The organism is Bradyrhizobium sp. CCGUVB1N3 (assembly GCF_024199925.1).
GTDB lineage: Bacteria > Pseudomonadota > Alphaproteobacteria > Rhizobiales > Xanthobacteraceae > Bradyrhizobium.
The window spans coordinates 3,143,966-3,159,579 of sequence record NZ_JANADR010000001.1; the positions used below are offsets into that span (position 1 = coordinate 3,143,966).

A 15,614-nucleotide genomic window follows, 5' to 3' on the forward strand; every position below is an offset into this window, starting at 1 on the left:
CGCGTTGCCAGTGACCTGCGCCCAGCATTCGGAAGAGAGGCGAACCGGACGGCCTACAATGGCGCGCGGCGCACAGCGGCAGACCCGTCCATCGGCATCGGCTTCACCAGTGCTCCGCCGTCATTTGCACCTGACCCCTATCAGTTCGTCATGGCTCAACAGTCGAGCGCTTGGCACTCCTCACCGAGCAGGCGCGGCGTCTATGCAGCGTAGCCGCCCTGAGCCCGACCGATTTACGATCGCATTCAAACAACGCGGACAGAATTGAAAGAGGTAGACCAAAAGAGGTACCGCCCCAGACACATCAATCTCGGCGACCTCGCGATCGAGCAGTTCTCCCGCTCCACCACGTGTTTCCGCTCTCATCGAGCACTCGTGTTGACTGGTGTCTCTGCATGCGCACGTGCGCGCCTCGGCACCAACCTCGCATAGGCGGCCAGGAGAGAACGCTTTTCGACCTCCCACTGAAATTCGCCGTAGGCACGCTCCCTGCCGTAGTTCCGCATACGCTCGCGCCGGGCCTCATCCTCAAGCAGCGCGACGATTCTTTCGCCGAGCGCCTGCGGTGTCGGCTCCGCCACCACCAGGCCAGCCTCGCCTGCATCACCCCTCGCCTGTGCCAAGTCGAACAGGACGAACGGCAGCCCGAGGGCCATGTATTCAAAGACCTTGATCATCGACATCATTACGTTGCAGGCATTAGGAGGATCCGGAACGACACCGATATCGCAAGCCGCCAGCTTGGCGGGAAGCGCATCGCCCGAAATGTAGCCGGCAAATTCGACATAGTCGCCGATCCCGAGTTCGCCTGTTTGCGTCCTGAGCCGGCCCGCTTCCGGCCCGTCGCCGATGATCAGGCAGGCGATATCCGTTCGATGCAGACGCTTGACGATGTGTTCCATCGCCCCAACCAGGAGGTCTACACCGTCCTGCTCGGCCATCACTCCTACGTAGCCGACGAGATATCGAAAGGTCCGCCTGACCGACAGGTCGGGCTTGACCTGACTGAAGCGCCTAACATCGGGGACGCTTCTGACGATCCAGACCCTGTCTGGCGGCATTCCGCCTCGCTCCACGGCCTGCTGCTTCAGGGTTGGGTTTGTCGCGAGGACCCCGTCGGCCGATCGAAATGTCCAGCGTTCAAACAGGAGCAGGAGACGATAACAGAAATCCCGGCGGCCGAACTTGACCTCATAGAGCTCCGGCGAGGGATCATGCTGATCAAACAGAAATTTCTTGCCAAAGAAGAACTTGTAAAAAATCGCGATCAAGAATGTCAGATCCGGCGGATTGCACGCTTGAAGAATATCGAATCCATGCCTGTGCGCCACCTTCAACGAGAGAACGAATTGCCAAAAAAGAGCGACAGTATATTCGAGAAGATAGGTCACGGCGCCCGAGCCTTCCACACCGCGTGGATGGCGGTAGATATGGACACCGTCTATCTGCTCGTACGCCTTGTCATATCCCCTCCCTTTCGGACAAATGACTGAAACGGTGTAACCAGCCTGTCGCAGCGCTGTGGCCTCCGACCAGACCCGGCGATCGACCGGCACCGGCAGGTTCTCGACGATGATAAGGACCGCGCCGAGCCGATCATCTCCCGCAGATGTGTTCGCTGAGAGCCCCATTGCGCCTACCTCTGTCAGTGGGAAGCGAGCTTTTGTATAGGCCTTCCCAAAGAGGAGCACAATTCGAGGTCGCGGTTCAAACCGGAGTAAGCCAAAGGGGCAAGGTCAATTCGATCCAGCATCATGCTATTGTAATGAGGCGACGCGAGTTCATCTCGCTTCTCGGCGCAGCGACCGTGTGGCCGTTCCCGGGGCTGGCGCGGCAGTCCCGCCAGATGAGACGGATCGGTGTAGCTGATGGATGGCTTCGACGAAGGCAATCAGAAAGCGCAGTCCTCCAACGTCTAGGCGAAATTTGCCAGCCTGTACCGGCAAACCCGCGCCGCCGCGCTCGAGCATGAGCGCCGCCAAGAGGAGCTCAAAGCGTCGCCGCCGGTGGCAAGCAGCCCTGCGATCCGCATCATTTGCGCTTTGCCCAAGCCCGCGGGCTCGGACAAAAGGTCAGTGACGAGTTCACCGTCCCGCTCTGCCGCGCCCATCACCGCGGGCTGCATCGCGCCGTAACCGAAGGGGAATGGTGGTCGCGATTGGGAAGCGAACCGCTGCAGGCGGCACGGACGTTGTGGCTAGCGACCCACCCAAGTAGTGTAGCTTAGGACGCGCTTGCGCTGGACGCGCGAACGCTGGGCCGCGTCCTCCTGAGCGATCGGGCGCCGAGATGAGTTATTCATGTGACCCGTTCGTTGAGCTCGCCGAGAATGCAAATCGTGTTTCTCGCAGACGCAAGCCCCATGCAGCGAGCCTCACCAAAGGAGCCGCGATAGCCATTGCGCTGAAGGGCAGATATTCAGCGATATGTTGGACACCACCATGCATGGGATCTTGCATGAAATCCTTGAGAAACGCGTAGAGTATGAGATTCATGCCGATCGTCCGTAACAGCCGCCACGGCTTCGGACCAAGCACCGTATGTAGGTTTCCAAAGGATAAGAGCGCGAGAATGAAGGTAAGGGCTGCAACAGGTCCGAAAAAGACGAATACGCCGACAGGCGGCGCGGAGCCGATCCAGCAAAGCCAGCCGACTAGAGCGAGATGAACTAGGAGTGCGGCCGCGAATGCGAGGCCAAGTTCCCGACCGAGTTGCTTTAGCGGTAGAAACGCTGCACCAAACAAGATCGGTAACGCTCCTCCGGCATATGCGGCCCAGAACCAAAGAAAGGCCACGCGCGCGGTGGCGGCGAGCGCCAGTGAAGAGAGCTGGCCCCGGTTGTTTGGACAGCGCCCCGCGAAAATTAAGTGGATTCCTGCCGGGTTATGCTGAAGGCGGGGCTTTACGATTTTGCTGTGGCGTCGGGAGGGCGTAAGCCCGACCAGAGCCGCAGCAAAATCGTTGGCGACGATCATGCGGCCGTCACCATCGTTTGCGCGCCGAAGTAAGCCTCGTCGGGCGTGCGTTCGTCAAGGCTCGAGTGAGGACGTCCTCGGTTGTAGAACGCCAGATATTTGGAAATCGATGCTCGCGCCTCGAGCACGCTGTCGTAAGCACGCAGATAGACTTCCTCGTATTTGACAGTGCGCCACAGCCGCTCGACGAACACGTTGTCGCGCCAGGCACCCTTGCCGTCCATGCTGATGGCGATGTTCGCGTCCAGCAGCACGCCGGTGAAGTCGAGGCTGGTGAACTGGCTACCCTGATCCGTGTTGAAGATCTCGGGCCTGCCGTGCTTCGCCAACGCCTCCTGGAGCGCTTCGACGCAGAATATCGTCTCCATCGTGATCGATACGCGATGGACCAACACCCGTCGGCTGAACACATCGACGACCGCCGCGAGGTAGACGAATCCACGTCGCATCGGAATGTAGCTGATGTCCATTGCCCAGACCTGGTTCGGCCGCTCGATCTTCAATCCGCGCAATAGGTACGGGTAGATCTTGTGGCCCGGTGCGGGCTTGCTCGTGTTCGGACGGCGATAGATCGCCTCGATCCCCATGCGCTTCATCAGCGTCGCGACGTGGCGGCGGCCAATCTGCATGCCCTCACGCTGCAACAGCGATCGCAGCATGCGCGCCCCTGCGAAGGGATAATCGAGGTGCAGCTCATCGAGCCGGCGCATCAAGACAAGGTCCTCGGCCGAAACCGGCCGAGGTTCATAGTAAACCGTACTGCGGGCAAGGTTCAGGACCTTCGCCTGGCGCACGACAGACAGATCATGGTCGCGGTCGATCATCGCTTTGCGCTCAGCAGGCCCGCCTTGGTGAGCGCGCCGGACAAAAAATCGTTCTCCAACGCAAGCTCGCCGATCTTGGCATGTAACGCCTTCAAATCGACCGGCGCCTCGGCCGGTCCGTTGTCCTGCCCAAACACTCCGGCGGCGCCTTCCAGGAGTTGGGTCTTCCAGGTCGTGATCTGGTTCGGATGGACATCAAACAATTGCGCCAGCTCGGCCAACGTCTTCTCCCCCTTCACGGCCGCCAAAGCCACCTTTGCCTTGAATGCCGGAGAATGCGTCCGGCGACTCCTCTTCGTCATCTTCGCTCCTGATTCGCGGCAAGAAGCCTCGCCGCTCTCAGGCAGAAAATCCACTCAAGCTACTGTCCGAATTTGCGGAGCCAGCTCTAAGTGCCATGAACGCCGGAGCCGCTAGTCGCAAGTATGATGGCTGCCAAAAACAGATTGGCTCCAAGCGCCGTGCCCATCCACCATTCTGCAGACCTAGATCGCATCTTCCGCGCCTCGGCCCTAAGGGTTTGAGGCGGCCATTCTCGCAGGCGGCTGCGCCTAGGGCAAATCAATTAGATAGCAACTAGATAGAATGAGTCCGGCGCCCCGCATTGCCGCAGCGAAGTGTTTTCCCGGATGCAGCTGTACTGCAGTCGCTAACCTGCAACAGTCGGCCTAATTCGTCCTGACCTCTCCGCTGCCGCAGGCGCGCTGGCGGTGGCGCTGCCAAGGCGCAATCTGAGAACCCGCTCAAATCGCTGACGGCGACGATCGAATCGCCCTACCTGCGCGAAGGCCAGCGCTCGTTTCGCTATGCCCCGCTTGCCGCCGGCCTCGACAACACCCGCAAGTGCCTCGGCCAGCACGAGAATGCAACCGTTCAGGCCACGACCATCAACCGCGACCGGCCTGATCAGGCTGACGACGACGCCCTCCACGCCTCCGGGGAATGGATCTCGTCAGACTGGCCAGTTTGCCCGGTCATCGAGACCGCAACACCGCATCGGAATGGGCGCCGCGCTGACGCATGCCAGGCGCTATGCGCTATGCCCTTTTTACGCTGGTGGGAATCGCCGGCGAGGATGATCTGAATGCGCGGCCCGGCTTGATGCGCTGCGCTGGCCAGAGCCAGGCTCATGCGGGCCTCGCCCTCGGAAGGCCTCGCTGTTGGGAGTAATCCCTCCGGGCTGTTGCGCTCGACGTATTGGAGATAGCTCGGGCTCGATATCCAGTTCAAGCTCTGACACAGCGGCCACTCTTTCCTAGCAACCCGTTAGCTCGGACTCGCCAAAAAAGTGGTAACACGAGTCACTCTTCAGGAGTTTGCTCAAAATGATCAAGAGCCGCGTGGACGAAACGGTCACCGCCGAAAGGGCAGTAGTCGACGTCTACGTGCACCCAGCGATCAACTCGCTTGACCCGATGATAAAGGATCTCCTGGAGAGTCTTACCCCTATACGGTTCAAGGACTGCCAGAATCTGTTCGAGCGCCGGCCTGGGGAAGTCGTGCTCAGCCTTTCCGGGGACGAGAGAGTCGCGGAGGAATTATGGAAACGTCAGGTCCGTCACTTTCACGCGATGCCCCGCCGGGTTGAGCGAGGCGCCAGCGGCGATAGCAGCAAAGTCGTGTTCACTGCGTCCAGGCAGCTCAAGCCCCTCCTGCGGAACCGGACATTGCGACACGCCGCATTTTCCAACGTTCCCGTGTTGCAAGACCCTGATGGCGAAGTCCTTGCATATTTTGATCGCCGCCCAGTGTGGGTCGAAACAAGAAAAAACGGATGCGTTGGCCAGATGGCTTCTATTCCTCTGCCAGATTTACGACCGGGGGAACAGCCATTGGATTATCTGAATGGCAGCAATTTTATCCAGCTCTTACCCTTGTTGCAGTTTTTAGTTAAGGAAACTGAAGAAATTGGTTGGAGACGCGCGCCACTGCGTGCGTGCTTTACTCTCGATGATCCGAATTTGCGCTTGCCCTCGTACGGGTTTTTGAATTATCGCGAACTTATCGAGCAAGCGCAAAAGCACCACTTTCATGTTGCGCTGGCGACGATACCATTTGACGTTTCGAGCACACACTCAAACACAGTGCGTTTAATGAAGCGCAACTCACAGTGTGTCTCACTTCTTATTCATGGCAACAATCATACGCGAGCCGAACTGGGCTGGTCTCGCCCACGCGAGCGCTCTTTGGCAATTTTGAGCCAAAGTCTGTCGAGAATCGAATGGCTGGAAAAAACCACCGCGCTGCAGGTGGACCGGGTGATGGTACCACCTCATAACGCCTTATCCGACAAAATAGCCCCGCTTATGCTGGCGTTGGGATTCGAAGGTGCCGCAGTCGCAATGACAGCTCTACGTGATTGGAACCCCGAAATGGTAAATCGGCCGACTTTCGGGTTACGAATGGCCGAAATGACGAGCGACGGATTCCCTGTATTGGGGCGAATTGAGCTGTCTGCGGCCTGCGAAGGTAATGCTGTCATCTCCGCGACGCTCGGCGCACCGATCATATTCGGTGGGCATCACGAATGTGCGGCGGGAGGCCTTGACCTGTTGTCCGATTGTGCCGCGACGGTGAATTCCTTAGGGGACGTGCAGTGGTGCAGCCTCGAAACAATACTGCGGTCGAACTACCTTTCTCGGCAGGAGAATTGCAGGCTGTGGATACAACCATACTCTTGCCGCCTTGAGTTGCGCGTGCCAGAGGGCGTGTCATCAATGATGATAGTTGGGCCGCATGGCGCTGATCTCCAAAAAGCTGGCGCGTTCCGATTAATTCGAAAGAGCGATGTTGTCGCCGGAAGGCGAACCGTGCTTGTCCACGCGAACACGCCATTTGACGTGGTGCCCGGGGAGGCTGTTGAGTTGATTTCATCGAATTTAGGTACGATTGACCATCGTCACATCAAGATGGTGCGACCGTCTGCGTGGGCGCTGGTCAGGCGATTCCTGTCTGAAGCTCGCGACAGGGGGCGACCATTCCTACCTGTGGCGCGTGCGGCGCACAAGCGATGAGAGATGCCGATCGCCCCTGAGAAGACCTGAAGGTGCGCAAATCTGGTCCGTTGAGCCCGAGGATTTGTCGGGCGACCTCCTGGCCCAGCTCGGCATCTCCTGGCCCAGGTCGAAATCCGGCGCCATCAGCTTTGAGCCTCTGAAAGACGAGCCGCGACACCTGGCTCTTGGAGATCCCCGTCATGCCCATCGCCTGCACCAGGCCGTGGACCGAGCGGGTCGAAACGCCCCTCCTGCACCACGGCGGTGAGTGCCTTCTCGGCCATCCGCCGCGGTTCGAGGAAGCCCGGGAAGCAGGAGCCGTTGCGCAGTTTGGGGATGCGAAGCTCGACGGTGCCGGCGCGGGTCTCCCATTTCCGATCGCGGTAGCCATTGCGCTGCGCCAGACGCTCCTGGCTCTTCTCGCTATGGGCGGCCCCGGTCAGTCCCTCGACCTCGAGCTCCATGAGCCGGTGGGCGGCAAAGCCGATCATCTCGCGCAAAAGATCGGCGTCCGGGGTCTTCTCCACGAGCGCGCGCAGGTTCATCATGTCGGTCATCGGTGGCTACGGCGCTATCGGAGGGCGCGCGTGCGGACGGCTTTGCTCTACCGAGCTACACCATCACAGGGGACACGACCCTCACCAGCTACAAAGTGTGGATGGAGAACCGCTTTCACTTCAGCCGCTTGGCCTCCGAGACCTCCATCCCGCCAAACTTGGCTTTCCATTTGTAGATGCTGGCGCCGCTGATGCCATGCTTGCGTCACAGATCGGCGACCGAAACGCCGACCTCGTGCTCCTTCAAAATCCCGATGATCTGCTCTTCCGAAAAGCGGTTGCGCCTTATGCTCTGCTGGGCCAGAACGAACCTCAAACGTTTTGAGCCAAAGGGCGAGGTCACCGCGCGACCAGCGATCCGCAGACTCGAGCCCTATTGAGCCGCGAGGGCCGGTCGATCCGCCCTTTTTTTCGGAAATCAGAGGCATGTCGCAAACGCCAGCGAATCTACGTCCGCAGGCGCAGAGTCTTCCGTCTATGGTTCGAATTTCAATTCAATAGATTCTGCGCCATCAATCGCTGCAGACTTTTTGCGGGAGCTTTCCTGGATTGAGCCCCGGGTTCCCCATGGGCCCGTTATAATATTCTTCATAACGATTTTGGCTGGATTGCCCATTACGATGGATCCCGCTGGCACATTTTGCAAAACGACGCTGTTTGGTGACACAATGCAACTATTTCCGATTTGAACGCCTGGCATGATTACTGAACCAGCTCCGATTAGGCAGTTGTCGCCAATAAAAACGTCCTTGTACTTTCCGTTTACGAAATCATGAGCAAGTATTGCAGATCCAAAAGCAACCGCAGTATTCTTACCAATGTGCATACCTGAAGGATTTACCTTATCAAGTTTTGCGCTAAGTGAGATGCGTGTCCCCTTTTTTATATCCATTTTCCAAAAGAAAACAAAATACAACCGCCTCAACTCATAATTGAGCAAAGCGAACTTAGATCTAACAAGCGAGATCATCGGTGTTGGCATATTATCACTCCGAACAATACTTACTGTCGCAATTGTCTCGCGCTCGACTCGCGGAAAGGCCTCCTCGGGGAAGCGACAGACCGGCTTCTGGTCGTCCGGACCCCAACCAGCCTGCTGCGCCGCAATTGCCTCAGGGCCGATAGACAGTACCGTGGCCAAGGCTTCGACCGACTGCGCCGACAGAAAGGCCGAAAGGGGCATGGGACGCCCAGCGTAGCCCTCGATCTCGAGCAGCAGGTTCACTAGTGCCAGCGAGTCCGCGCCGAGGCCAAGAAGATTCTCGGACCAGCCGATGGGCGAGACGCCCAGCACGTGCTCGCAGATCGCCTGCAGCTCCCGCCGCAGCCGGTCACCATCCTGGATCACCCCACCGGCCGGCGCCGTCCCGCGCGATGCCCTGATGGCCGCAGGCGCCCGGAGAACTGGATGCTTGGCAATCTTTTCGAGGCATTCCGGGTTCTGCAGGGCATCACGGTTCCGTACAGGGCGGTGATTCACCGCATCCCGCGCCGCCGCCTCGGACCGCTTGCCGCTAAAGGTGACGGGAAGCGCCGCGACCTGTGCGATGCGCGCCGGCGCGAAGGCGGGAGAGCCGCAGCGCGCAAGCTCCGAGCGGATGTGCTTCGCCAGCATGTCGTCGAGCACCCGGCCTTCGCGCAGCACGATCAGCAGAATCATGCGCGAGCCGCCCGCCTCCTCCTCGGCCTGCTGCTCGACCGCCATTGCCTCGCGGATCTCCTCGATGTTGCCCAGGATCCCGTAAATCTCCGCGGTGCCGATGCGGATGCCGCGCACGTTAAGAACGCCGTCGGAACGACCATGCAGCCGCCAGCCGCCTTGGGGAGTAGCCTCGATCAGATCGCCATGGGTCCAGAAGCCGGGGTTCTGGGCGAAATAGGCGGCATGGAAACGCGCGCCGTCGGCGTCACCATGAAAGCCGAGCGGGCGGGAGGGAAAAGGATTGACGCAGACCAGCTCGCCGATGCCCGCCTCCGGATCGTTGGGCGGCGGCAGCGAGCGGACATCGAGGCCAAGGCTGCGGCATTGTATCTCTCCGCGATGGATGGGCAGGTTCGGATTGCCCAGCACAAAGCAGCCGATAATGTCGGTGCCGCCGGAGATCGACTGCAGCGGCATCGCGGCCTTCACCTCATCGCGGACCCAGTCGTACTGGCGGGGATACAGGATCGAGCCGGTCGAGAGCATAGCTCGCAGGGCAGAAGGAGCGAATACTCTGCACGGGGATAAGCCTGCCTTCTCGCAAAAGTCTAGATAGGCAGGGTTGGTGCCGAACACGGTCACGCGCTCGTCGGCGACGATCCGCCAGAAAGTATCCGGTCCTTCGAGCGGCCCATCGTAGAGGACGATCTCCACGCCGGAGGCGAGCGCGGAGAGCTGCCAGTTCCACATCATCCAGCCGCAGGAGGTCTGGAAGAACAGCTTGTCGCCGGGGGCGAGATCGCAGTGCAGCCGGTGCTCCTTCACATGCTCCAGCAGCGTGCCGCCGGTGCCGTGCTGGATGCATTTCGGCGGCCCTGTGGTGCCGGAGGAGAACATCGTGAACAGGGGCTGATTGAATGGATAACGCAGCCAGCCCGGTCCCTCCTCGTCGCCAACGGCATCGCGGAGCAGATCGGCGAGCCTGTGCAGGGGCACTATCCTCTCGCCGGCGGGAAGAGAACCGTTGTCCAGCGCAACCATCGCGGCGAGGCTCGGTAGACCGGCCGCCGCACCGGCGACACGCTGGGCGACGGGGGCCCCCGAATCCCACGGCTTCGCCCCGAGACACCCGAATAGCACCACGGGATCTAAGGGGGCGAAGCGCGCGAGGATGGCTGGCACGCCCATGTCGGGCGCGCAGCTGGCGAAGGTCGCGCCAACAGCAGCGGTGGCGAGCGCGGCAATGACCACTTCCGCATTGTTGCGTGCGATAGCCGCGACATGGTCGCCACGACGCACACCCAACCGCTGTAACGATGATGCCAGCCCGGCCACCGCGGCGCGCAGTGCGCCGCGCGTGAACCTCTCCCCGCTGCCGCCCCCATGGCAGGCCGTCAGGACGGGTTGGTCTGGACTACCGGCGAGGAGGCACTCGGCGTAGTTAAGACGGAGATCCGGGAAAAAGCGGGCGGTCTCGCAGGCATCGCCGACACAGACCGGCTCGACCGCCCCCTCCCGAGGTAGGTCGCACCACTCCAGGAAGAGGCGCCAAAAGCTGCGGAACTCCTTCACCGAGAAACGGTCCATCGCAGCATGATCGGGCAGGTTCTGCCCCGTCCGAGCCTCGCACCATTGTCTGAAGACGGTCAGCTGCGAATGCGCGACAGCCCAGTCATCGGGACGGTACACCACTTCCTCTCCCCTTCCTCCAGAGGAGCGACCGTTCCTTCCTCCAGAGGAACGACCGTTGCGCAAAACCTCGGTCAGCGGATCGGCAAAAGTTCCTGGCTGGGTGAGTTGGAAAACGTTAGCGTCGGTCATGGCGTAGTCACCAACTTTCGCGCATAGCTCGCCGACCTCTAGCTCACGCTCTCTGTGGGTCGAACGCAACAGCCCCGAAGGACTACTCCCTCCGGTTTCGTCGCTTCAGTATGGCCAATCGTCAGGGATAGCTCTCGAAAGGCGTTGAGTTCGTCCAGGTTTTCGAAGGCCGGCCTGACCTTGCCCCAAATCCGCGCTTCATCCTTGGCTTCTGAAGATCGCGCAACTGCGGAAGTTTGGCCTGCATCGGCTCGGATTGGAGGCACTCGCCGCAAAATCGATGCCGTTGGGAATCAAAGGATGCAGCGCGATCATGGCGCTACTCAGCTGCACCGAGCCACAAACAGCGCTGACGCGACTACTTGATCCGATTACGCGGTCGCGACTGACCGGCCGGCCGATGTCGGCTAGCCCGGAACTTCGCCGCGCTGGATTGGAAACAGTCTGCGGTGGCATAGATGCGATTTGTGCCACGGAGTTCCGCAGCTACTTACCCGACGACATTCTCGTCAAAGTCGATCGGGCGACCATACTCACATCCCTGGAGGTGCGCGCGTCCCTCCTGGATGATCGAATCGTTGAGTTTGCTTTTTGGGCAGTTGCCTGGAAGGTTCAAAGTCGAGAACGACCGAAGAAAGATTATTTTGCGTGCGCTTGCACAGCGCTGGCTACCTCCCGACTTTAATAGTCACCGAAAGCAGGGTTTCTCCCTTTGCACGAATGGTTCCAGGAACCTTGGAAACCGCTCGCGGACGATCTCATCGCGACCAGCTCGCCACTTTTCGACAAACGATTATTGGCGCGCTTTCTGTCAAGACTGCGGTCGACAGAGCGCGGAAGTCACCGTCTATTTCAGCTCATGATGGTCGAGATGTGGCGCCGTGAGTATCGTGTTTCCGTATCATAAGGCCTGCGCTTCGGTTCGAGCTCTGCAACAGGCGTTGTCATCGCCGCTATCACAGCAGACTCGCCGCCAATCGCCCAAAACTTTTAACGCCTTGATTCAATTCGCCGAGGCTCTCAAACCAAGCGGCCGGCGTGCAGATCGCCGAGTTGACGGCGGTCGTCAAGATGCTCGAGCGCACGCTGCACGGCACGCGCTCGAAACGCGACACTGAGCGATGAGCAGATTGCCTTCGTGTTTAACGAGATCGCGACCGGTGCAGCAGCAGTCGAGGCGGAACTGGCGGAAACGGCCGGCACGGAGAAGACGAAGCGAGCGCCGCAGCCGCGCAAGGAGTTCGACGCGCATCTGGAGGTCGAGACTGTCATCGAGCCGGAGGTTACCTGGTTGCGAAGGGTTGGAGAAGGTCCTGATCGGCGAGGACGGGTTGAAGGGCCTGATCGTGACGCCGGCGAAAATCCGCCTGATTGTGACGTGCCGCCCGAAAGGCGGACATAGCCCAAGAGACCGACACTTGATAGACATGACGCGTCGCTAGAGGCCGCAGATCAGGCGGGAGGAGCGGCGCTGACCTGCAGGTCAGCCCTCGCGGGGAGAGCCGGTTTGCGGATCATAAAGATGATGTCGTCGTAATCGGAGCTCAGGCGGCCGAGAGACAGGACCTGAAGCGCTTTCTTGTAGGCTTCCACCAAGTTCTGTCTAAGGCTCTTGTTAGTCAGGGTGCCAGAATACCCATATTCGGCGGCCAAGACCAGTCCGTTCTGTCCGCAGAAGGCCCGAACGCCTTCGCGCGACACCACCTTATCGTAGGTGACGCGGTAGGGGGCGTAGCCTGGCTTGCCGGCGTTCTTCGATCCGCGGATCAGACGATAGAAGAGCACGTGAAACCAGTGCGGCGTCATCCTGGAGGTGAAGCCGAACGCAGAGTAGGGGTCGGGGATCACGATGATGATCAGCCCGCCCGGTTTCACCCATCTGTTGAATTTCTCCAGGACCTGCTGCGCCCCCGACACGTGCTCCAGGACAAAGCAGTTGAAGATCACGTCGAAGGTCCGCTCACCGAAATCAGCTGTGCGCAGATCCCCGACGATCGCTTCGTGGAGGTCCTTCGTTTCGTCGCGCCGGATGCGAAGGGCTTCGGGGTCGAGGTCGATGCCGGTCAGCACATAGCCGCCATCGCCGATGTCGAGATCCCACTTCTGGCCGCAACCAGCTTCGAGGATCTCAAGAACCTTGTCGGGATCCTTGATCAAGCGAATCTCCCGGGACATCACCTGCACCGCGTGATCCCAACCGATCGTCAGCGGAATTCGGCTTCGTGCTTTCATTGACTTGGCTCCATTGGCGCAGGCACTTCCCGTCCGGCCGGCCTCTCCGATGTGGCGCACTCAGCAGGCGCTGTGCCGCCAACAGGCCGGCTTACATCACTAGCGCTCGAATTTTTTATTACAACCAGCCCAGTGGAGAGCGCACTATTGAGGACTACCCCCTAACGATGAGCAGCGCGAAATAACCGCGTCGCAACCGCTAAGTTCTTGGCGCTGATCGATAAGCCCAATAAACGGGAAACGGGTCGTGTCCTCGGTGATGGTATAGCTCGGTATAGCAAAGCCGCCCGAGGGCGGGCCAATCCCGCCCAACACGCATGATACTTAATTGCATGTGCAGCTGGCTTCACCTTCGGGTAGGAACTGGAGTCGGGGCAGACCGCGTCCTCGAGTCGACAGAGCGGACGGGCGCGAGCCGGGACGGTTGAGAAAATGGAGCTTTAGGTGGAGCTGCTGCTTGCTGCCAAGGTTCTAATTGCCGCACTGTGGCGTCTCTTGCCAGAAGCGCTGGGCCTGGTCGGGGATCGTTTTGGCATCGGCTGCAGCCTCAACTAGTCACCGAGTCACCAGGTCGCGCTAAAGGACTCCATCATGTGTGGCATTTGCGGGCAGTTTAACTTCGGCAGCGGTGCGCCCGTCAGCGCTTCCACCATCGAAGCGATGATGGGCACGATCATCCACCGCGGCCCCGACGATGCCGGCCGCCATTTGGACGGGAATCTCGGCTTGGGTTTCCGCCGCCTGGCGATCATCGATCTGTCACCCGCCGGCCACCAACCGATGTCCGACCAAGCCCAAACGGTGTGGGTGGTCTTCAACGGGGAGATCTACAACTATCAGCAGCTCCGGCAGGAGTTGCAGGGGCACGGCCACGTGTTTCGTTCCAACTGCGACACCGAGGTGATCGTGCACGGCTACAAGCAGTGGGGTGACGCCGTGCTGAACCGCTTCAACGGCATGTTCGGCCTCGCCATCTGGGACGTGAAAAAGCGCCGGCTGCTGTTGGCGCGCGATCCGATGGGCATCAAGCCGGTCTACTACGCAATCCACAACGGATCGCTCGCCTTTGGTTCGGAGATCCGGCCGGTCCGCGTTGCTCTCGGCGAGCCGCCGGGCATTGATCCCGAAGCCGTCGCTCTTTTTCTGCGCTATCGCTACACGCCCGCCCCGCGCACGATGTTCAAGGGCATCCACAAGCTCGCCGCGGGTGAAAAACTCGTTGTCGAAAACGGCCAGGTGCACGTCTCGCGCTACTACCAGTTCGCTCCTGTGCCATTCGCCCCGCAGCCCCGCCCGGAGGAGGCGGCGGAGAAATTGATCGAGCTCTACAAGGCAGCCATGAAGCGGCATCTCATCAGCGACGTTCCGCTCGGACTGCTGCTCAGCGGCGGCCTGGATTCGGGGCTGCTGCTCGCGCTGATGAGCTTCTATGGCCGCGACTGGCACACGTTCAGCGTCGGGTATGGATCCTCGTTCGCCGATGATGAGCTCGAGGATGCCGCTAAAACGGCCCGGATCTACGGGGCCAAGCACAACGCGGTTCGCCTCACCCGGGAAACGTTTGAAGACGTCTTGCCCCGCGTCGTGAACGTCCTCGAAGAACCGGTCGCCTCGTCGTCGATCGTGCCGATGTACTTCGTCTGCCAGCGGGCCCGTGAAAACGTGAAGGTGGCGCTCATCGGCCAGGGGCCGGATGAGCTGTTCGGCGGATACACCCGACACCTTGGCGTGCACTATGGCGCCGCCTGGCGCGCGCTGCCCGGCTGGTTGCAGACACCCAGTGCCGCACTCGCGCGCGCCTTCCCGCGGAACGATACGGTCAAGCGTGGCCTTTACTCGCTGCACGAGCCCGACCGGCTACGTCGTTTTCAGCAGGTATTCTCCCTGGTATCGGACAACGCGATGCAGGGGCTTTTTCGCCCCGAGCTGATCGCCGACGGCGAAGCTACCGTGGCCGCCCGCTGCTGGGAGGAATACCGGCCGGCCTTCGAAAACCTGGACGACCTGAACGCCTTTCAGTTACTCGAGCTGCGCTCGTCGTTGCCGGACGAACTGCTCATGTATGGCGACAAGTTGTCCATGGCGCACGCCCTCGAGGTTCGCGTACCCTACCTCGATCGCGAAGTGGTCGAGCACGTCCAGCAATTGGGCGCGTCCTTCAAGGTGCGCCATGGCGTTCGCAAGTGGCTTCATCGCGAAGTGAGCAAGCGGCAATTGTCGTCGGAAATCATCCATCGCAAGAAGCGCGGATTTGCGGTGAATGTGGTCGATGGGTGGCTCCGCCAATCCCTCGACGGACGGATCCGGCAATACCTGGCCGATCCGCAGTCACAGGTCTACCGCTTCCTGGAGCCGGCTGCGGTGCAATCCATGCTGGGCGACCACGCGGCAGGCCGGGCCGACCACCACAAGATCTTATTCAGTGTCGTCGTGCTGGAGCAATGGTTCCGCATCGCCCGCGAACGCGACGTAAACTGCATTAACAGGCGGGACGCTTTACACGAGTCTCCAAGCGGGGTGGCAGCGAGTAGCTCCCCAGCGAGCACCTAGTAGACCCATGCGTACGT

Annotated in this window: 10 protein-coding genes and 2 pseudogenes; 5 read left to right on the forward strand and 7 right to left on the reverse strand. The window is 60.3% G+C overall.

Annotated elements, in window-relative coordinates; all coding sequences use genetic code 11:
• Window positions 1-362: 362 nt before the first annotated feature.
• From NLM33_RS14885 to NLM33_RS14895, 3 genes are all read right to left on the reverse strand, one after another.
• Window positions 363-1,631 (reverse strand): glycosyltransferase family 4 protein, encoded by a 1,269-nt coding sequence (locus NLM33_RS14885; protein WP_254096781.1) that lies wholly within the window; start codon window positions 1,629-1,631, stop codon window positions 363-365.
• Between the two features lie 663 nt (window positions 1,632-2,294).
• Window positions 2,295-2,975: a hypothetical protein gene (locus NLM33_RS14890; RefSeq protein WP_254096782.1), complete on the reverse strand. Its 681-nt coding sequence runs from the start codon at window positions 2,973-2,975 to the stop codon at window positions 2,295-2,297.
• Window positions 2,972-4,101 (reverse strand): IS3 family transposase gene (locus NLM33_RS14895; protein ID WP_254095161.1). Its coding sequence is split into 2 segments (ribosomal slippage): window positions 2,972-3,849 and window positions 3,849-4,101, totalling 1,131 coding nucleotides; the frame shifts between segments, so codons are not numbered across the junction. Before NLM33_RS14895 ends, NLM33_RS14890 begins: the two co-directional genes overlap by 4 nt.
• Window positions 4,102-5,124: 1,023 nt before the next feature.
• Here NLM33_RS14895 and NLM33_RS14900 point away from each other — a divergent pair.
• Window positions 5,125-6,813, forward strand: coding sequence for a hypothetical protein (locus NLM33_RS14900; RefSeq protein ID WP_254096783.1), 1,689 nt, complete (start codon window positions 5,125-5,127; stop codon window positions 6,811-6,813).
• Window positions 6,814-6,961: 148 nt separating this feature from the next.
• On the opposite strand, the pseudogene NLM33_RS14905 reads toward NLM33_RS14900, so the two are convergent.
• The 3 genes and pseudogenes from NLM33_RS14905 to NLM33_RS14915 form a co-directional block, all read right to left on the reverse strand.
• Window positions 6,962-7,352 (reverse strand): annotated as a pseudogene (locus NLM33_RS14905) (transposase); the annotation flags it as partial.
• 118 nt (window positions 7,353-7,470) lie between these two features.
• Window positions 7,471-7,641, reverse strand: a pseudogene (locus NLM33_RS14910) (transposase); the annotation flags it as partial.
• Between the two features lie 186 nt (window positions 7,642-7,827).
• Window positions 7,828-10,815, reverse strand: a complete 2,988-nt coding sequence (locus NLM33_RS14915) for an acetoacetate--CoA ligase (RefSeq protein WP_254096784.1) — start codon at window positions 10,813-10,815, stop codon at window positions 7,828-7,830.
• A gap of 400 nt (window positions 10,816-11,215) precedes the next feature.
• Between NLM33_RS14915 and NLM33_RS14920 the strand changes: the two genes are divergently transcribed.
• The 3 genes from NLM33_RS14920 to NLM33_RS14925 all read left to right on the forward strand — a co-directional run bounded on the left by NLM33_RS14920 (window position 11,216) and on the right by NLM33_RS14925 (window position 12,217).
• Window positions 11,216-11,500, forward strand: a complete 285-nt coding sequence (locus NLM33_RS14920) for an asparagine synthase-related protein (RefSeq protein WP_254105803.1) — start codon at window positions 11,216-11,218, stop codon at window positions 11,498-11,500.
• Window positions 11,382-11,678: an asparagine synthase-related protein gene (locus tag NLM33_RS49650; protein WP_371929952.1), complete on the forward strand. Its 297-nt coding sequence runs from the start codon at window positions 11,382-11,384 to the stop codon at window positions 11,676-11,678. The genes NLM33_RS14920 and NLM33_RS49650 overlap by 119 nt, the downstream gene beginning before the upstream one ends.
• A gap of 266 nt (window positions 11,679-11,944) precedes the next feature.
• Window positions 11,945-12,217 (forward strand): hypothetical protein, encoded by a 273-nt coding sequence (locus NLM33_RS14925; RefSeq protein WP_371930119.1) that lies wholly within the window; start codon window positions 11,945-11,947, stop codon window positions 12,215-12,217.
• A gap of 50 nt (window positions 12,218-12,267) precedes the next feature.
• Here the strand turns inward: NLM33_RS14925 and NLM33_RS14930 are convergent, their stop codons facing one another.
• Window positions 12,268-13,047 carry a bifunctional 2-polyprenyl-6-hydroxyphenol methylase/3-demethylubiquinol 3-O-methyltransferase UbiG gene (locus tag NLM33_RS14930; RefSeq protein ID WP_254096786.1) on the reverse strand — a complete coding sequence of 260 codons (780 nt, stop codon included), beginning with the start codon at window positions 13,045-13,047 and terminating at the stop codon, window positions 12,268-12,270.
• A gap of 591 nt (window positions 13,048-13,638) precedes the next feature.
• Between NLM33_RS14930 and asnB the strand changes: the two genes are divergently transcribed.
• Window positions 13,639-15,597: an asparagine synthase (glutamine-hydrolyzing) gene (asnB, locus tag NLM33_RS14935; RefSeq protein ID WP_254096787.1), complete on the forward strand. Its 1,959-nt coding sequence runs from the start codon at window positions 13,639-13,641 to the stop codon at window positions 15,595-15,597.
• The last annotated feature ends 17 nt before the right edge of the window (window positions 15,598-15,614 follow it).